21 protein-coding genes are annotated in these 16,037 nt (G+C 71.9%); 9 read left to right on the top strand and 12 right to left on the bottom strand.

Annotation, left to right across the window (positions count from 1 at the left end):
* The 3 genes from MUY14_RS39575 to nth are packed head-to-tail and all read right to left on the bottom strand — an operon-like array spanning position 1 to position 1,975.
* Positions 1–699: a CoA pyrophosphatase gene (locus MUY14_RS39575; RefSeq protein WP_247017308.1), complete on the bottom strand. Its 699-nt coding sequence runs from the start codon at positions 697–699 to the stop codon at positions 1–3.
* Positions 696–1,295, bottom strand: coding sequence for a TlpA disulfide reductase family protein (locus MUY14_RS39570; RefSeq protein ID WP_247017306.1), 600 nt, complete (start codon positions 1,293–1,295; stop codon positions 696–698). Before MUY14_RS39570 ends, MUY14_RS39575 begins: the two co-directional genes overlap by 4 nt.
* On the bottom strand, positions 1,292–1,975 hold the full coding sequence (gene nth / locus MUY14_RS39565; protein WP_247017304.1) for an endonuclease III: 684 nt from the start codon (positions 1,973–1,975) through the stop codon (positions 1,292–1,294). Before nth ends, MUY14_RS39570 begins: the two co-directional genes overlap by 4 nt.
* A gap of 226 nt (positions 1,976–2,201) precedes the next feature.
* On the opposite strand from nth, the gene MUY14_RS39560 reads away from it, so the two are divergent.
* The 4 genes from MUY14_RS39560 (at position 2,202) to MUY14_RS39545 (ending at position 6,139) form a co-directional block, all read left to right on the top strand.
* A complete protein-coding gene (locus MUY14_RS39560; protein WP_013230551.1) occupies positions 2,202–2,453 on the top strand; it encodes a hypothetical protein in 252 nt (83 codons plus the stop codon).
* A gap of 150 nt (positions 2,454–2,603) precedes the next feature.
* On the top strand, positions 2,604–3,278 hold the full coding sequence (locus MUY14_RS39555) for a Crp/Fnr family transcriptional regulator (protein WP_003081747.1): 675 nt from the start codon (positions 2,604–2,606) through the stop codon (positions 3,276–3,278).
* A gap of 418 nt (positions 3,279–3,696) precedes the next feature.
* On the top strand, positions 3,697–4,965 hold the full coding sequence (locus MUY14_RS39550; protein ID WP_247017302.1) for an MFS transporter: 1,269 nt from the start codon (positions 3,697–3,699) through the stop codon (positions 4,963–4,965).
* A 112-nt stretch (positions 4,966–5,077) separates the two neighbouring features.
* Positions 5,078–6,139 (top strand): DNA polymerase III subunit beta, encoded by a 1,062-nt coding sequence (locus MUY14_RS39545; RefSeq protein ID WP_247017300.1) that lies wholly within the window; start codon positions 5,078–5,080, stop codon positions 6,137–6,139.
* Between the two features lie 33 nt (positions 6,140–6,172).
* Here the strand turns inward: MUY14_RS39545 and MUY14_RS39540 are convergent, their stop codons facing one another.
* On the bottom strand, positions 6,173–6,742 hold the full coding sequence (locus MUY14_RS39540; protein WP_247017298.1) for an Lrp/AsnC family transcriptional regulator: 570 nt from the start codon (positions 6,740–6,742) through the stop codon (positions 6,173–6,175).
* The gene (locus MUY14_RS39535; protein WP_247017296.1) at positions 6,739–7,152 is read right to left on the bottom strand and encodes an Lrp/AsnC family transcriptional regulator; all 414 of its coding nucleotides are present in this window, start codon (positions 7,150–7,152) and stop codon (positions 6,739–6,741) included. Before MUY14_RS39535 ends, MUY14_RS39540 begins: the two co-directional genes overlap by 4 nt.
* Here MUY14_RS39535 and MUY14_RS39530 point away from each other — a divergent pair.
* Together MUY14_RS39530 and MUY14_RS39525 are read left to right on the top strand one after the other, a co-directional pair.
* Positions 7,145–7,966 (top strand): VOC family protein, encoded by an 822-nt coding sequence (locus MUY14_RS39530; protein WP_247017294.1) that lies wholly within the window; start codon positions 7,145–7,147, stop codon positions 7,964–7,966. The genes MUY14_RS39535 and MUY14_RS39530 overlap by 8 nt on opposite strands.
* On the top strand, positions 7,963–8,892 hold the full coding sequence (locus MUY14_RS39525) for a carboxylesterase family protein (RefSeq protein ID WP_247017292.1): 930 nt from the start codon (positions 7,963–7,965) through the stop codon (positions 8,890–8,892). The genes MUY14_RS39530 and MUY14_RS39525 overlap by 4 nt, the downstream gene beginning before the upstream one ends.
* A gap of 213 nt (positions 8,893–9,105) precedes the next feature.
* Here the strand turns inward: MUY14_RS39525 and MUY14_RS39520 are convergent, their stop codons facing one another.
* From MUY14_RS39520 to MUY14_RS39490, 7 genes are all read right to left on the bottom strand, one after another.
* Entirely contained in the window at positions 9,106–9,360 is a 255-nt protein-coding gene (locus tag MUY14_RS39520) for a glutaredoxin domain-containing protein (RefSeq protein WP_247017290.1), read from the bottom strand.
* Entirely contained in the window at positions 9,357–10,127 is a 771-nt protein-coding gene (locus MUY14_RS39515) for an MBL fold metallo-hydrolase (protein WP_247017288.1), read from the bottom strand. The genes MUY14_RS39520 and MUY14_RS39515 overlap by 4 nt, the downstream gene beginning before the upstream one ends.
* On the bottom strand, positions 10,124–10,942 hold the full coding sequence (locus tag MUY14_RS39510) for an NUDIX domain-containing protein (protein WP_247017286.1): 819 nt from the start codon (positions 10,940–10,942) through the stop codon (positions 10,124–10,126). The genes MUY14_RS39515 and MUY14_RS39510 overlap by 4 nt, the downstream gene beginning before the upstream one ends.
* 107 nt (positions 10,943–11,049) lie before the next feature.
* Positions 11,050–12,192, bottom strand: a complete 1,143-nt coding sequence (locus MUY14_RS39505) for a hypothetical protein (RefSeq protein ID WP_247017284.1) — start codon at positions 12,190–12,192, stop codon at positions 11,050–11,052.
* A gap of 36 nt (positions 12,193–12,228) precedes the next feature.
* A complete protein-coding gene (locus MUY14_RS39500) occupies positions 12,229–12,855 on the bottom strand; it encodes a hypothetical protein (protein WP_247017282.1) in 627 nt (208 codons plus the stop codon).
* A complete protein-coding gene (locus MUY14_RS39495) occupies positions 12,855–13,310 on the bottom strand; it encodes a RidA family protein (protein WP_247017280.1) in 456 nt (151 codons plus the stop codon). Before MUY14_RS39495 ends, MUY14_RS39500 begins: the two co-directional genes overlap by 1 nt.
* A 3-nt stretch (positions 13,311–13,313) precedes the next feature.
* A complete protein-coding gene (locus tag MUY14_RS39490) occupies positions 13,314–13,475 on the bottom strand; it encodes a DUF4177 domain-containing protein (RefSeq protein ID WP_086679227.1) in 162 nt (53 codons plus the stop codon).
* 105 nt (positions 13,476–13,580) lie between these two features.
* Between MUY14_RS39490 and MUY14_RS39485 the strand changes: the two genes are divergently transcribed.
* Genes MUY14_RS39485 through MUY14_RS39475 form a run of 3 tightly spaced genes read left to right on the top strand, consistent with a single transcriptional unit; the run spans position 13,581 to position 15,964 of the window.
* A complete protein-coding gene (locus tag MUY14_RS39485; RefSeq protein WP_247017278.1) occupies positions 13,581–13,829 on the top strand; it encodes a hypothetical protein in 249 nt (82 codons plus the stop codon).
* 21 nt (positions 13,830–13,850) lie between these two features.
* Positions 13,851–14,858, top strand: coding sequence for an ArsA-related P-loop ATPase (locus tag MUY14_RS39480; protein ID WP_247017276.1), 1,008 nt, complete (start codon positions 13,851–13,853; stop codon positions 14,856–14,858).
* Positions 14,855–15,964: an ArsA family ATPase gene (locus MUY14_RS39475; RefSeq protein ID WP_247017274.1), complete on the top strand. Its 1,110-nt coding sequence runs from the start codon at positions 14,855–14,857 to the stop codon at positions 15,962–15,964. The genes MUY14_RS39480 and MUY14_RS39475 overlap by 4 nt, the downstream gene beginning before the upstream one ends.
* Positions 15,965–16,037: the final 73 nt, after the last annotated feature.

Here is a 16,037-nt window from a genome sequence, read left to right as displayed (position 1 = left end):
TCACTCCCCGTTCAGTACCCGCGCGCGGTAGGCGGCCAGCGCTTCGTCGAGGTCCCGGACGTCGCCCGGGTCCCATTCGCGCTCCCAGCCTCCCAGGCTCAGGAGGACCGACAGCAACCCGGCGGTGAACCCCCACACGAACAGGCCGCTGACCTCGAAGGCGGGCCCCTTCCAGGGCGCGCCGGCCTTCTTGACCGTGAACCGGTTCGCGGGGTCGACCAGGTCGGCGATGGCGACGCGGGCCACGGACGCCGTCTCGGCCGGGTCCACCGCGTGCACCGGCGACGGCTCCGCCCAGTGCGCCAGCACCGGCGTCACCGCGAAGCTGGAGACCGGAACGAACAGCTCCGGCAGCACCGCGACCGGCCGGACGCCGGCCGGGACGACCCCGGTCTCCTCTTCGGCCTCGCGCAGCGCCGTGCCGATCGGGCCGCCGTCGCCTTCCTCGGCGCCGCCGCCGGGGAACGAGACCTGCCCCGCGTGCGAGCCGAGCGTGTCGGCGCGGCGCTGGAGCAGGACGTCGGGTTCGCCGTCGGCTTCGCGCTCGCCGAAGAGGACGAGGACCGCCGCAGCGCGCGTGTACGCGGCTTCGGGCGGGCTGAACCGGGTGAACGTCTTCGCGTCGACGTCGCCGCTGACCTTGACCAGCGGCCGCAGCCACTCGGGCACCGACTCCGGCTCGACCAGTGGTCCGATCACGATGCCCCCTCGACTGCCGCGCGCACCTGGTCAGTGTTCCCGAAGGTGCGGGGATTCGCGATGAACCGGACCTCGCCACCGGCGGTGACCAGGTAGGACGCCGGGAGCGCCGAGGGCACCTTGAGCGCGGCGCGGACCGGGCCGCTGCCGCCGTCCCCGTCGAACACCGACGGAAGGTGCACGCCCAGGCGGGCCAGGAGGTTCAAGCCGTCCTTCGCCGGGCTCTGCACCTGGACGCCGAGGACGCGCACGGCGCCCGGCTGCTTCGCGTACTCCTGGAGCACGGGCAGCTCGGTCCGGCACGGCTGGCACCACGACGCCCACACGTTGACCAGCACCGGAGCGCCGGCGAGGGCCTGGCCGACATCGACGCTCGCGCCGTCGCCGAGGCAGTCCGCCTTGACGCCTTCGAGCTGCTTCACCGGCGGCGCGGAGCCCGGCGCGGGACACGGCTGGAGCGCCGCCGCGGACCGGTCGGGCGCGAGGTCCTCGGACGGCTTCGCGGCACGGTCGTCACCCCCGCGCGGCAGCAGCGCGACGATCAGCGCCACGGCCAGCACCGCGGCGGCCAGCGCCCACTTGGTGACTCTCGTCACCGGGGCGCCGCCAGGGCCAGGATGTGGTCTTTTTCGACGCCCTTGACCAGTTTCGCGGCTTCCTCGAACCCGGTCGGGCCGGTGCCGTACGACGGGCAATCCCTGGCCAGCGGGCAGGCGCCGCACGCGGGCTTCTTGGCGTGGCAGACGCGGCGGCCGTGGAAGATCACCCGGTGGGAGAGCATCGTCCACTCCTTGCGGGGGATCAGCTCGCCGACCGCGTGCTCGACCTTGACCGGGTCTTCTTCGGCCGTCCAGCCCCAGCGCCGGACCAGCCGGCCGAAGTGCGTGTCGACGGTGATGCCGGGGACGTCGAAGGCGTTCCCGAGCACGACGTTGGCGGTCTTGCGGCCGACGCCGGGCAGGGTGACGAGGTCGTCGAGCTTGGCGGGCACCTCGCCGTCGAAGCGTTCGACCAGCGCCGCGCCGAGCCCCATCACGGAGTTCGCCTTGGCCCGGTAGAAGCCGGTGCTCCGGAGGTACTCCTCCAGTTCGGTGCGGTCGGCGCCCGCGTAGTCGGCGGCGGTCCGGTAGCGCTCGAACAGCGCCGGCGTGACCAGGTTCACCCGGACGTCGGTGGTCTGCGCGGACAGCACGACCGCGACCAGCAGTTCCAGTGGCGTGGTGAAGTCGAGCTCACAGTGGGCGCCGGGATACACGTCGTCCAAGCAACGCTTCATCCGCCTGGCGCGTCTCACCAGAGCCAATCGGCTTTCACCAGCGCCCTCACGGGGGGCGTTCGTGGTGGCAGGAGGCACCCCGATAGCCTACGGGCGCCGTCGGACGGGCCGGTCAGTGCACCGGTGGACACCGACACGCCAGAGCACCACCTCGGCGCAGTTTTCCGGCCGCCATGAGCGAGGATCTGGAGTAGATGCTTTTCACTGAGTGTTTCGGGGTCCGGTCATGACTGTCTGGTTCGTCATCCTGGTCCCCCTCGTGATCATGTTCTTCGCGCTCTTCATGGAGCGCGTCGAAAGCAGGCTCAAGCACGTCGCGGTGCAGGAGAACGAGGTCGAAGAGTTCCTCGAGCAGGCGCAGCCCAACGAGGTCAGGGCGCTCTACGGGCACGGCATCGGCCGGGCCCTCGAGCTGTTCCGGCTCCGTAGGCTGGGCGGACGGGCAGCCAGGCTACGCGCGCGTCGCGTGCGGAGTTAGGCTCCACGTTCGAACGAGATCGTTTCGGCGGGCCGCGCGTCCGACGGGCGATCTCGGGAGTACGCCCTAGACTGACGCGCAAGTGATCGGCGTCACGCTCCTCCAGCCAAGGGAGGGGCGTGAACGTTTCTCGACGAGGAGGCACCCGAGGTGGACGAAACCCTGGCCCGTGCGGGCATTTTCCAGGGTGTGGAGCCGGCAGCGGCGGAGGCGCTGGCCCAGACCTTGGAATCCGTGGAGTTCCCCCGCGGCCATGTCATCTTCAACGAGGGTGAACCCGGCGACAAGCTGTACATCATCCAGTCCGGCAAGGTGAAGATCGGCCGCAAGTCGCCGGACGGCCGCGAGAACCTGCTGGGCATCTTCGGCCCGTCCGACATGTTCGGCGAGCTGTCCATCTTCGACCCCGGCCCCCGGACGTCGAGCGCGACCACGGTCACCGAGGTCCGCGCGGTCACCATGGACCGCCCGGCCCTGCGCCAGTGGATCTCGACCCGCCCGGAGATCGCCGAGCAGCTGCTGCGCGTGGTCGCGCGCCGCCTGCGCCGGACGAACAACATGGTCGCGGAACTGATCTTCACCGACGTCCCGGGCCGCGTGGCGCGCGCGCTGCTGCAGCTCGCGCAGCGGTTCGGCAGCCAGGAGGCGGGCCTGCTGCGGGTCACGCACGACCTGACGCAGGAAGAGATCGCCCAGTACGTCGGTGCCTCGCGCGAGACCGTCAACAAGGCCCTCGCCGACTTCGCCCACCGCGGCTGGCTGCGGCTCGAAGGCAAGAGCGTGCTGATCCTGGACCCGGAGCGTCTGGCCCGCCGCGCTCGCTGAGTCTTTTCACGGCGAAGGCCCCTCACCTCGGTGAGGGGCCTTCTTCGCACCCGAAACACAGTGCTGGCCCAAAACAAAGAGCCGGGCGCCACCCCCGACGTGGCGCACCGGCTCTTCGTTGTCGCGCGGACCATCCCCCGACGATCCGCGCTCCCCGCCCTCCGGGCCAGGCCCCGACCCATATGCCGGAGGGAGCTGGGTTCTGTGCTGTTGTTCAACCATCACGGCCCATACCCACGAATTCAAGGCCATTCACTCTCAAGGACGCCACCCGGGCCGTTTCGTTGCACGAGTTCACGGAGAATATCGTGACTGTTACCGGATCGAGACCAGTCATGATCCACTTGCAGTCGCCGGTGACGCACCTGACCGCCAAATAACTGGTACTAACGTACCACTCTGCGGCATACTGTCACGCGTGTCCCAGTCTGCCTCGAACCACGAAAGCCGCACGTCCCTCGCCGACTACCGCACCGCGCTGACGACCCGCGCGGCCCGGCGGCCCGCCGTCGCGTCCGTGCTCGCCCGCCTGCCGATCGCCATGATCGGCATCTCGGCCCTGCTCTACGTCCAGCGCGAGACCGGCTCGTTCGCCGCCGCCGGGCTCGTCTCGGCCGGTTCACTCGTCGGGGTGTCGATCGGCGCCGTGGTGCAGGGCAGGCTGATCGACCGGTTCGGGCCCACGCGGCCGCTGCTCGTCGTCGCGCTGCTGTCGGCGCTCTCGATGGCGGCGCTCGTGACGGCGATCGAATCGCACGCGGCGACGGTCGTGCTCGTCGCGCTGGGCGCGGTCACCGGGCTGTCGGAACCGATGGTCGGGTCGGCGTCGCGGGCGCTGTGGACGCGGCTGCTCCCGCCGGGTGGCGCGCGCAACGCCGCGTTCTCCTACGAGGCGATCAGCATGGAGGTCTTCTTCATCCTCGGCCCGGGTGTCGCCGGGCTGCTGGTGCTGGCGCCGTGGGCGGGGACCGGGCTGGTGCTGGGCGTCGCGCTGCAGTTCACCGGCGCGCTGCTGTTCGCGCTGAGCCCGGCGGTCCGGGACTGGGGTCCGGCTCCGGGTCCGTCCGGCTCCCTGCTGGGCGCGCTCTCGAGCCCGGGCATGCGGACGCTGGCGCTCGCCGCGCTCGGCTTCGGCGTGGTGATCGGGTTCGTCGAGGTCGCCGTGCCGGCGTCGGCCACCGAGGCCGGTTCTCCCTCGTTCGGGGGGTTGCTGCTGTCGGCTTGGTCGCTGAGCTCGGTCGCGTTCGGCGTCGCGTACAGCCTGCGGCCGTGGCCGCGCCAGCTGGGCCTGCGGCTGCCGGCGCTGCTCGGCGGGTTCGGCGCGCTGGTGGCGCTGCTCGCGTGGCCGTCGTCGCTGTGGGGCCTGGCGCTGATGATGCTGCTCGCGGGTGCGTTGATCACGCCGCAGTCGACGGCGCACTCGGCGGCGATCGAGCTGGTCGCCCCGGCCGGGACCGCGGCCGAAGCGTTCGGCTGGGTGCTGACGGCGGTGACGCTCGGGTTGGCGGGCGGCCAGTCGGTGAGCGGCTACCTGGTCGAGCACGCGGGCCCGGGCGCCGCGTTCCTGGCGGCGAGCGTGGCCGGGCTGGTGCTCGCGGTGGGGGTCTGGCTGCTGCGCGGGACGATGCGACCGGCTTCGCCGCCGGCGGACGTCACCTCGCCCACGCTGGTCGGCGCCGGTCAGTAGGTCTGCCGCGGCTGGTCGTGAGTGGGAACCGTGTTCTACCCAGTTTCTCACTCACGACCCCTGAGCTGCGGGTTTGCGGTTTTTGTCGGTGGTCGCCGCTAGCTTGGCGGGCATGGACGTCACCGCTCCTGCCCACCGCCTCTCGGCGGCTGTCTCCGCCGCGTCGCGGCTGCTGCCCGCGCGCGCCGGGCTGCGGCTGCGCGCCGGTTCGGCGGGGCTGACGGTCGCCGGCAGCGACCCGGATCTCACCGTCCGGTTCGACTGCCCGGCGACCACGCACACCGACGGCTCGGTCGTCGTCCCGGCGGCGCCGCTGGTGGAGACGCTCAAGGTGCTCGACGCCGAGCTGGTGCGCTTGGTCGTCGAAGGCAGCCGCCTGGCCCTGCGGCTGGACAACGCCCGCTTCGCGCTCCCGCTCCTCCCGGACACCGAGGCGGCCGCCGGCCCGCCCGCCCAGGTGTCCGAAGTGGACGGTGCGGCGTTCGCCTCGGCGTTGCGGGTCGTCGCGGGAACGGCGGCGAAGGACGACCCGCTCCCGCTGTTCACGGGCGTCCGCCTCCAGTCGGCGGGCGACCGGCTGACGCTGACGGCGTCGGACCGCTACCGGATGGCGGTGGCGCGCCTGCCTCTGCTGTCGCCGGGTGCGCTGGACGTCCTGGTCCCGGCGGCCCTGCTGTCGGAAGCGGCCCGTCAGGCCCGCGGCCGCGTCGGCCTGCACGTCGGCCCGGGCCGGTTCGGGGTCAGCTGGCCGGGCGGCCTGGTCGGCACGGCGGTCCTGGACGCGGGTTTCCTGTCCGAGGACTCGATCCAGTCGGGCGCGGTGGACACGACGGTGACATTGGCGGCGGACGCGCTCGCGGCGGCCGTCCGCCGCGTGGGGGTGTACGCGGAGGATCGGCGGGTCCTCACGCTGCAGGTGGGCGACGCCCAAGTCCGCCTGGCGAGCGCCCGCCAGGACACGGGCGAGGCGGAGGAAACCCTGAAGGCGGACGTCACCGGCGGCCGGACGTCACCGGCGTTCCAGGCGCGCTACCTGCTCGACGCACTGCAGGCGTTCGACGGGGAGCGGGTGGAGCTGTCCATCCAGCCGGGGATGCGGGCGTGCGTCCTGCGGGCGGCAGAACCCGGGGAGGTGGAACTGACGTACTACCTGATGCCGATGCTCAGCCGTTGACGTCAGCGACCCGAGCGGCTCGGACTGTCGGAGCTACACCGGCGGCACCGTGCCGAAGCGCTTCAGCGTTCTGATCATCGGGGCCGTCTCCACCTGGCGTACGCCTGGCAACCCGCCCAAGTCGTCGGCCAAGGACGAATACAGGGCCGCGTCGTCGCGGCAGCCGACGTTCGCCACCAGGTTCGACGGGCCCGTTGTGGCCGCCGCGAAGGCGACCTGGGGGTGGGAGGCCAGCGCCTGGCCGACCGACTCCAGGGCTGACGGAGCCACCGTCAGCCAGAGGATTGCCGTCAGCGGGTAGCCCAGCAGGGCTGCGTCCACCTCTACGTCGAAGTACAGCGCTCCCGACGTGCGCATGGCCTCGAGGCGACGGCGGACCGTCGACTCCGAGCGGCCCGAAGCCGCCGACAAAGTCGACATGTCGGCTCGGTCGTCGTGGGCCAGCGCGGCCAGGAGGGCCGGGTCGCCGGGTTCTGGGCGGTAGGTCGTCGGCGTCGCAGAGGGAAGGAGCGCGGCCGCCTCCGAAGGGGACAGCGCGCTCGAGCGGCCGGACCAGCCCGCCGGGCCGCCGGCGAAACGGCCCAGCAGGCGGTAGGCCGTCATCGAGACCACCCGGGGTGTCTTCGGCAGCTGACCCAGCAGGAGGCCGCGCGTAGCGGGGCGCGGATGAAGCACACGATCTCCGTGCCGCCGGACATCAGGCTCACCCGCTGGGTGTCGTCGCGGCGGGCCAGTGCCGCGGCGATCGGGGCGGCCGCGTCCGGGACGCAGCCCAGGCGGATCAGCCAGTGGACCTGGCCGAGCGGGGCCGCCTCCGGGACGCCGACCACGCGCCGCACCCCGGACGAGCGCAGCTTCCGGTAGCGGCGGGCCACCGTCTGGTCCGAGACGCCCAGCACCGACGCGATCGCGCTGAACGACGCCCGGCCGTCCAGCTGCAGCGCGTGCGCCGACCGTCGGTCGAGGTCAAGGAGAAAAGGCCGGCGGGAGACCAGGCTCGGCGGCATGAACATCGACCACACCGTCTTCCTGACCAGGAAGTACGCCGAAACCTGGCGGCGCTACGAAGAACTCGGCTTCACGCTGAGCCCGCCGTCGCCGCACTTCGCGTCCCGTCCCGGCGACGACGCACTCGTGCCGAGCTGCACCGCGAACCGCTGCGCCTACTTCGGGGACTCGTTCCTCGAACTGATCGGCATCGTCGACGAAACCGCCGGCGATCCGTGGCGGGTCCTGCCCATCCTGGACGCGCGGGGCGACGGCCTGCACGGCTGCTCCTTCGGCGTCGACGACTCCGAGGAAGCCGAACGCCGGCTGCGCGAAGCCGGGCTCTCGAACTCGGGCGTGCTGAAGCTGCAACGGGACGTCGAACTGCCCGAAGGCACTCGCACCGCGCGCTTCCGCAGCGTCCACGTCAGCCGGGACCGGACACCCGAAGGCATCCTGCACACCGCCGAGCACCTGACGCCGGAGTACGTCCACCAGCCGCGCTACCTCGGCCACCCCAACGGCGCCCGCGGGGTCGCCGGGATCTTGCTGGTCGTGCCCGACGACGAAGTCGCCGCCTTCGAGAAGAGGTACGCCGTGATCACGCAAGGCCGGCCGCTGGCCGGCATCGTCGGCGTCAGCGACCTCGACGCCGTTTTGCCCGGCGAACTCCCGAAAGAACTCCCGTTCTTCGCCGCCCGCGGCGTCGCGGTTGCCGACCTGGCGAAAGCGCGGAAGCTGGTCGAGGAGCACGTCCCGACCACCACCCGGGCCGGCGGGTTCTTCGTCCGCGCCGAGGACGCGGGTGGCGCCGCGCTGTACTTCGAGGAGGCACGATGATCGTCGAAACCACCACCGGACCGGTGCGCGGCGCGCAGGGCGTGTTCAAGGGAATCCCCTACGCCACCGCGAAACGCTTCGAAGCACCCATACCGCCGAAGCCGTGGACCGAGGTGAGGGACGCGCTCGAACCCGGTCCCGCGGCGCCGCAGCCGCCGTCGCGACTGGAGCACGCACTCGGGCCGATGCCCCTGCCGCAGAGCGAGGACTGCTTGTCCCTCAACGTCTTCACGCCGTCGACCGCCGGGAGCCGGCCGGTGCTGGTGTGGATCCACGGCGGTGGGTTCTCCAGCGGTTCGGGCGGTCAGGTCTGGTACACCGGCACGCGCTTGGCGCGCGAGGCCGACGCCGTCGTCGTCACGCTCAACTACCGCCTGGGCGTGCTCGGCTTCCTGAGCGCCGAAGGGATTCCGCCGAACCTCGGGATCGCCGATCAGCTCGCCGCGCTCGAATGGGTGCGGGACAACACCGCCGCGTTCGGCGGGAACCCGGCCGAAATCACCCTCGGCGGGCAGTCCGCGGGTGCGCAGTCGACGCTCGCGCTGTGGTCGTCGCCGCGCGCGCACGGCCTGATCAAGCGGATCGCGTTGCAGAGTGCGCCACTTGGGATGCGACCGTCCACAACGGACGAAGCCGCGGTGGCCGCCGGGCGGTTCGCCGAGGCGTTGGCGGGCGAGGACATCCGGACCGCGCCGGTCGAGCGGGTGCTGGCCGCGCAGCTCGCGGTGCCCGGGAAGCCGGGCTCGATCCAACCGCCGTTCCAGCTGGTCGCCGACGACGACCTCGTCGCGGCCGACCTCATCGAGGCCGCACCACGCGGGCCCGCGCTGATCAGCTGGACGCGAGAAGAGCTGCGCGCCTTCGTCCCCGACGCGCCGCGAGAAGCGATCGAGACCGCCAACGGCTTCTTCACCAGCGAAAGCTGATCGAGAAGCTCGACGCCGTCACCTACCGCTTCGACTGGCAGGCGCCCGGCAACCGGTTCGGTGCCTGCCACTGCATCGACATCCCGTTCCTCTTCGGCACCCACGACGTCTGGGCCGCGCCGATGCTCGACGGCGCCCCGGAGGGCCTCGAAACGGAACCCGGGGTGCGCGAAGTGTGGGCCGCCTTCCTGCACGGAAAGCGGCCCAGCACGATCAGCCCGCCGAAGCTGCCTTGACGGCGGCCTCGACCTCGGCGAAGGACGGGTTGACCATGGCGGTCGACCCGACGATGACGGTCGGGACCGTCTCGTTCCCGTTCGCGACTTCGCGCACGCGCGCGGCCGCGGACGGGTCCTCCCAGATGTTGATCTTCCGGACGTTGAAGCCGCTCTTCGACATCGGCCGGTCCAGCGCGGCGCAGAACCCGCACCCCGGGCGCCAGTAGAACTCGACCTCGACGTTGCTCATCCCTGTTCCTCCGACCGCAAGTAGTCCAGCTGCGCCTGCACGCTCAGTTCGGCGGGCGCCCACAGCGCCCGGTCGACGTCGGCGTACACGACCTCGACGACCTGGCGCGGGGTGGCGTCCGCCCCCAGCGTCCGAAGAGCCGAACGCACCTGGTCGAGCCGCTGTTCCCGGTGCGCGAGGTACTCACGCGCGGTAGCCGGCAGATCGGGGAGCTCCGGGCCGTGCCCGGGCAGCCCGGTCGTGCCCGCCGGCAGCTCGATGAGCTTCCGCAGCGAGCGCAGGTAGTCGCCGAGGTCGTGCAGCACCGTGGTGCCGCGCCCGAGGATGGTGTCGCCGGTCAGCACCTGGCCGTCGAGCACCAGCGACACCGAGTCGCCGGTGTGGCCGGGGGTGTGCAGGACACGCAGGTCGAGGCCGCCGGCCGAGATCACTTCGCCGTCCACAAAGGACGACGCGCCGACGCACAGCGCAGGGTCGAACGCCCGCACCGGCGCCCCGACACGCTCGGCGAACCACGGCGCGCCCTCGGCGTGGTCGGGGTGGAAGTGCGTGAGGAGCACCAGCTCCACCGCGCCGACGCCGGCCAGCAGCTCGAGGTGCTCAAGGTCGCGGTACCCCGGGTCGACGACGACGGCCGGGGTGTCCGGCGTCGCCCGCAGCACCCAGCTGTTGGTGCCTTCGAGCGTCATCGACGACGGGTTGTTCTCCAGCAGCACCGAAGCCGTCTCGGTGACCTGGCGCAGCACGCCGTACGCGGGGGCGCTCATCGCTTCTCCAGCACGACGCGGACGTGGTCGTTCTCGCGGATGAGCGTCGGTGCGATCCGGACGATCTCGCGAGGCGCGTTCAGCACGTCTTCGGCGGTCGCGAACTGCGCGAGCTCGCTCAGCGTCAGCCACGTCGGCGGCATCAGCATGCGGCGGCCTTCGCGCGCGTCGGCGATCGCCTCCTCAGGACGCTGCCAGCCGGAGCTCGACGCCTCCGACGTCGCCCCGTCGGCCTGCTGGCCCTCCGGCAGCTTCGCGACGTAGAAGCGAGTGTCGTAGCGGCGCGGCTCCTGCTCCGGCGTGATCCAGTGCGCCCAGGGGCGCAGCAGGTCCGCGCGCAGTGTCAGGCCCGCGTCGGCGAGGAACCCGGCCAGCGACACCTCCCGCGTCTCCAGCGCCTGGCGCGCGGCGGCGTACGGCACGACGTCGGTGAGCACGGTCTCCGAGCTGCCCGCGAGCAGCACCCCGGACTCCTCGAACGTCTCGCGCACCGCCGCGCAGGTCAACGCCCGCGCGAGGGCTTCGTCACAGCCGAAGCGCGAGGCCCACCACGACGGGGCCGGGCCGGCCCAGGCCACCGACGCGTCGGCGTCGCGCTGGTCCACCCCGCCGCCCGGGAACACGGTCATCCCGCCCGCGAACGGCATGCCCTTGACCCGGTGCTGCAGGAAGACCTCGACGCCGTCGGCGCCGTCCCGGACCAGGATCACGGTGGCCGCGTCCTTCGGCGTCGCCGGCGGGCCGTCCGAGTTGGCGCGGGTGGCTACCCCGGCGCCGACCGGGATGTCGAAGACGAACTCCTTTGGCTGCTCCACCCGGGCAACATACCTCCGCCACCCGACGTTCCGTCGCCCAGTTGTGGCATCCCGGACACAGCAAAAGCCGCACTTTCACGTGAAAGTGCGGCTTTGTGCTGCAAAGCCTAGGGGGCGGTCCAGCCGCGCTGGTCGCCGCCGGAGCGGGAAGCGCCGTTGAGCCGCATCTTCGCCGCCTCGGCCCGCTCGCGCTCGGCCAGCTCGGCGTGCAGCTCGCGCAGCAGCGCCCGGTCGCGCTCGCTCAGGCTCGGGTCGTCGAGGTCCAGCGCCGGCAGCTCGACGACTTCGTGCATCGACGGCTTGCCCGCGGCGATCTCGCGGCCCTTCTCCGGGTCTTCGGCCAGCGCCTGCCGCAACTGCGCGACTTCGGCCGGCGTCAGGTCGGCGGTGCGCTCCGCGCGGGTCTCGGACCGTTCGGCCCGGATCTTGCGGGGCGGTTCCGGGGCCGGTGGCGGCGGCGAAACGATCGGCACCACCGGGGCGACCGGCTCGACCGGCGCCGTCGTGGTGCTGCTCGAACGCATGCTGTGCCTGCTGCCCGACTCCGCGACCGGCTCCGGGCTCACCGGGGCCGGCGGCTTGACGATCGGCTCCGGCCGAAAGGACGACGTGCTCGACGTCGTGCCCCCCGTCACCCAGGCCGGCGACGCGGCCGCCGAAGCGGCCTGGTGGTACTCGGAGTGCGCCACTCCCGGACCGCTGACCTCGACGACCGAGTGGATCCCGGCCCGGCGCAGCGCCGTGTCGACGCGGAACGCGACGGCGGGCGGGTTGCCGTCCGGTCCCAGCTCGACCAGCACCACGCGCTGCGGCAGCGCGCCCGGCACGCTGCCGGCCGGCGTGTTGCGCCACACCGCGTGCACCGACCGGACGTCCGGCAGCACCTGCAGCGTCCGGTCGAGCGCCTCGGCGATGCCGAACTCCGGGGAGTTCTCGCCGGTGAACCGGTGCGCGTTGACCGGCTCGGCCTCGTCGACCAGCAGATCGTTGGCCAGCGTCGCGTCCGAACGGCTCATCTCGAGCACCAGCGCGAGCTCGCGCTGTTCGGCGGAGCTGACCGGGATCCGGCCCGCGATGAGCGTGCCGGTGGTCAGCTCGACCGCCTCGTCGATGTGGGCACGGGCGATCAGCTCCCGTGCTTCGGTGAGTGCGCTGTCGTCGATCCGGCCCGCCAGGGCCAGTAACAGGTTGTGCAGGCGCAGGGGCACCGAGAACCCGTCCATGGGCGGGCCGTCGTGGACCTCCACCATTGCCTTGCTCCCTCCCAGCTCGCTGGCGGGCGAGCGTTATGCGGCTACTAGCCGGCTTCCCGTCACCGCGCCCACGCAGACCAGCTCTGAGTCGGCCAGCGCGGCCCGGTGGTAACCCGGCAGGTCGAAGCGCGGCGGGATGACTTCGACGCTGGGCTCTTCGTCGCCCAGAACGCGCAGCACCCGCTGCAGCTCGCCGGTCAGCCTCGGCAACCCCGCCTGTGCGGTGATCAGCAGGACGCGCTTGGCGGTTCCCTGCCCGACCACACCGACGTGTCGCCAGCTCTGCCGCACTTCCCCCACGTCCGGGCGTCCCCGCAACGTTGCGTGGATCAACACGGACACGGAGTCGACCGAGTTAACCCATTCGGGCGCACTCGACGTGAATGTGTACCGGTTCTCGGTGACGTCGTCTACCCCCAGCGTCGAACTGACCTGGTGCCAGTCCGCGCCGTGCGGGATGAGACCGGCCACGAGCAGCCGGTACTCCGTCTGGTCGAGATCGATCCTGTGCTTAAGCAAAGACCTCGGCAGGGTCCGGGCGAGCGTGCCCATGGCGCCCTCGCCGAGCCAGTCGCGGAACCGCCACAGCAGCTGGTCGGGCAGCCGCCCGGCCAGCCGGAGCAGCAGTTCGTGCGTGGACTGCTCGATGTCCGGATCCATCACTGCACCTCCACGATCAGTTCGACCTCCACCGGCGAGCCGATGGGCAGTTCCGCGACGCCGACGGCCGAGCGGGCGTGGATGCCCGCGTCGCCGAAGACCTCGCCGAGCAGCTCGGACGCGCCGTTGACGACCGCGGGCTGGCCGGTGAAGCCCTCCGCGGAAGCCACGAAGCCGACAACCTTGACGATCCGCGCGACGTTGTCAATGCCGACCAGTGCGTGCACGGCCGCGAGCGCGTTGAGCACCGACGTGCGGGCGTGCCCCTTGGCCTCTTCCGGGCTGATCTCCGCACCGACCTTGCCGGTCGCGGCGAGCACGCCGTCGACGAAGGGCAGCTGACCCGAGGTGTAGACGTGCTTCCCGCTCTGGACGGCGGGCACGTAGGCGGCCAGCGGAGCGGCCACGCCGGGCAGCTCGATGCCGAGTTCCTTCAGCCGTTCGCTCCAGCTCACGGATCAGCCCTTCGGACGCTTGAGGTACGCGACGTGCTGCTCGCCCGTCGGGTTCGGCAGCACGGTGACCAGTTCCCAGCCGTCCTCGCCCCACTGGTCGAGGATCTGCTTCGTCGCGTGGATCAGCAGAGGGACGGTCGCGTACTCCCACTTGGTGGCGCTCATAGGTCGGGAGCGTAGCCAAGCGGGCAAGAGCGCCGGGGGCCACCGCCGTGTTTCGGCTCGCGACGCGCCGGAGTGTGGTTCATCTCACGCCGCTAGCGTTGGCCCGTGGATACCTGGCGCGTGATCGCGACGGCGCTGCTCGCGGCGGCCGGACTCCCCCTGGTGCTCGTCGTGATGGCGAAGGTGCGCGATCGGACGCAGAGCTCGGGGCAGGTGGCCATCGGCGGCGTGATCACCTTCACCCTGCTGCTCGTGGTGGGCGTGCTCACCCTCACGGTGCTGCCCGGCGCCGTGGCCTGGGCACTGGTCGCGGCGGTCGCCGCTGCGGTCAGCGTCATGCTGCTGGCCAGCTGAGAGCTGATTTAGGGTGAAGAAGTGACCACTTCCCATGCCGGCTGGACCGACGAGCTTGCCCGTGCCCGGCTGCACTTCGTCACCGGCAAGGGCGGGACCGGCAAGACGACGCTCGCCGCCGCGCTCGGGCTCGCGCTCGCCCGCGAAGGCCGGCGCGTGCTGCTCATCGAAGTCGAAGGCCGCCAGGGCATCGCCCAGCTCTTCGACACCGAGCCGCTGCCCTACGCCGAGCAGCGCATCGCGTCCGTCCCCGGTGGGGGCGAGCTGCGCGCGCTGCACATCGACGTCGAAGCCGCGCTGCTCGAGTACTTCGAAATGTTCTACAACCTGGGCTTCGCCGGCCGGACGCTGCGGCGGATGGGCGCGATCGAGTTCGCCACCACCCTCGCGCCGGGCCTGCGGGACGTCCTGCTCACCGGGAAGGTCAAGGAGTGCGTCGGGCGCACCGAGTCCGACGGGCGGCACACCTACGACGCCGTCGTCGTCGACTCGCCGCCGACCGGCCGGGTCGTCAAGTTCCTCGACGTCACCAAGGCACTGACCGACCTCGCGAAGACCGGCCCGATCCGCGGCCAGGCCGACGGCGTCGTCAAGCTGCTGCACTCCGGCGAGACCGTGATCCACCTCGCCACGCTGCTGGAGGAGATGCCGGTCCGCGAGACCGTCGAGGCCGTCGCCGAGCTGGACGGCGCCGACCTGCGCCCCGGCGCGGTGCTGGTCAACCGGGTCAGACCGCCCCGGTTGCCGGCCCGTTCGGTGACCGCCGCCGCGGACGGCCGCGTCGACGCCTCGCGCGTCCGCGACGGGCTCGCGTCGGCCGGGCTGAAGCTGCCGCAGGAGACGCTGGAAGCGCTGGTCGACGAGACCGTCGAGCACGCCGTGCGGGTCGCCGCCGAGCAGCGGGCGCGGGAGCAGCTCGCCGAGGCCGACCTGCCCACCCTCGAACTGCCGGACCTGACCGACGGCATCGACGTCGCGGCCCTCTACGAGCTGGCCGAGGCCCTGACCGAGCAGGGGGTGCGGTTGTGACCACCGTCGACATCGACGCGTTGCTGGACGACCAGGAAAGCCGTGTGATCGTCTGCTGCGGCTCGGGCGGTGTCGGCAAGACCACGACGGCCGCGGCGCTGGCGCTGCGCGCGGCCGAGCGCGGCCGCCAGACGGTCGTGCTGACCATCGACCCCGCGCGGCGGCTGGCCCAGGCGCTGGGCTTGCGCGAACTCGGCAACCACCCGAAGCAGGTGCAGGTCGACGGGTTCGAGCCCAAGGGCGAGCTGTGGGCGATGATGCTCGACATGCGCCGCACGTTCGACGACATGGTGCGCGTGCACGCCGGGCCGGAACGCGCCGAGGCGCTGCTGAAGAACCCCTTCTACCAGACCATTTCCACGTCGTTCTCCGGCACGCAGGAGTACATGGCGATGGAGAAGCTGGGCCAGCTCGCGGCGACCGGCGACTGGGACCTGATCATCGTGGACACCCCGCCGAGCCGCTCCGCGCTGGACTTCCTGGACGCCCCGACCCGGCTGTCGTCCGCTTTGGACGGACGGATGATCCGCCTGCTGACCGGCCCGGCGAAGGCCGGCGGCTGGGGCCTGCGCAAGGTCGTCAACGCCGGGTTCTCGATGTTCGCGAAAGCGGTGTCGACGATCATCGGCGGCCAGCTGCTGACCGACGCTTCGGCGTTCATGCAGGCGTTCGACAGCATGTTCGGCGGCTTCCGCGAGCGCGCCCGCAAGACGGCGGAGCTGCTGCGCTCGTCGGGCACGTCGTTCCTGGTGGTGGCCGCCCCGGAGCCGGACGCGCTGCGCGAGGCGTCCTACTTCGTCGAGCGGCTGTCCTCGGAGTCGATGCCGCTGGCCGGCCTGATCGCGAACCGCACGCACCCGGTACTGGCGTCGCTCTCGGCCGCGGAGGCACTGGCGGCGGCCGAGAACCTGCAGAACGCGCCGCTGGCCGAGGCGGTGCTGCGGTTGCACGCGGACCGCGTCGCGCTGGCCGCGCGCGAAGAGCGGCTGCTGGCGCGGTTCACCCGGGCGCACCCGGAGGTGGCGCTGGCGAGGGTGCCCGCGCTGGCCGGCGACGTGCACGACCTGGAGGGGCTGCGCGACATCGGCGTGAAGCTCGCCGGCTGACGCGTCACTTTCATAGGGAAAGTTGCGCGCTCGAGCGGTCGAGACGGAACTTTCCCTACGAAAGTGACGGCCT

Origin of the sequence: Amycolatopsis sp. FBCC-B4732 (assembly GCF_023008405.1) — a bacterium.
GTDB classification, from domain to species: domain Bacteria; phylum Actinomycetota; class Actinomycetes; order Mycobacteriales; family Pseudonocardiaceae; genus Amycolatopsis; species Amycolatopsis pretoriensis_A.
This window is presented reverse-complemented; position numbering and strand designations above follow the sequence as displayed.

Excerpts from the sequence above, each read along its gene's own strand:
- nth (WP_247017304.1), bottom strand. The coding sequence starts at position 1,975 with ATGAAGCGTTGCTTGGACGACGTGTATCCCGGCGCCCACTGTGAGCTC.
- MUY14_RS39560 (WP_013230551.1), top strand. The coding sequence starts at position 2,202 with ATGACTGTCTGGTTCGTCATCCTGGTCCCCCTCGTGATCATGTTCTTC.
- MUY14_RS39545 (WP_247017300.1), top strand. The coding sequence starts at position 5,078 with ATGGACGTCACCGCTCCTGCCCACCGCCTCTCGGCGGCTGTCTCCGCC.
- MUY14_RS39540 (WP_247017298.1), bottom strand. The coding sequence starts at position 6,742 with ATGACGGCCTACCGCCTGCTGGGCCGTTTCGCCGGCGGCCCGGCGGGC.
- MUY14_RS39530 (WP_247017294.1), top strand. The coding sequence starts at position 7,145 with ATGAACATCGACCACACCGTCTTCCTGACCAGGAAGTACGCCGAAACC.
- MUY14_RS39535 (WP_247017296.1), bottom strand. The coding sequence starts at position 7,152 with ATGTTCATGCCGCCGAGCCTGGTCTCCCGCCGGCCTTTTCTCCTTGAC.
- MUY14_RS39525 (WP_247017292.1), top strand. The coding sequence starts at position 7,963 with ATGATCGTCGAAACCACCACCGGACCGGTGCGCGGCGCGCAGGGCGTG.
- MUY14_RS39520 (WP_247017290.1), bottom strand. The coding sequence starts at position 9,360 with ATGAGCAACGTCGAGGTCGAGTTCTACTGGCGCCCGGGGTGCGGGTTC.
- MUY14_RS39515 (WP_247017288.1), bottom strand. The coding sequence starts at position 10,127 with ATGAGCGCCCCCGCGTACGGCGTGCTGCGCCAGGTCACCGAGACGGCT.
- MUY14_RS39505 (WP_247017284.1), bottom strand. The coding sequence starts at position 12,192 with ATGGTGGAGGTCCACGACGGCCCGCCCATGGACGGGTTCTCGGTGCCC.
- MUY14_RS39500 (WP_247017282.1), bottom strand. The coding sequence starts at position 12,855 with ATGGATCCGGACATCGAGCAGTCCACGCACGAACTGCTGCTCCGGCTG.
- MUY14_RS39490 (WP_086679227.1), bottom strand. The coding sequence starts at position 13,475 with ATGAGCGCCACCAAGTGGGAGTACGCGACCGTCCCTCTGCTGATCCAC.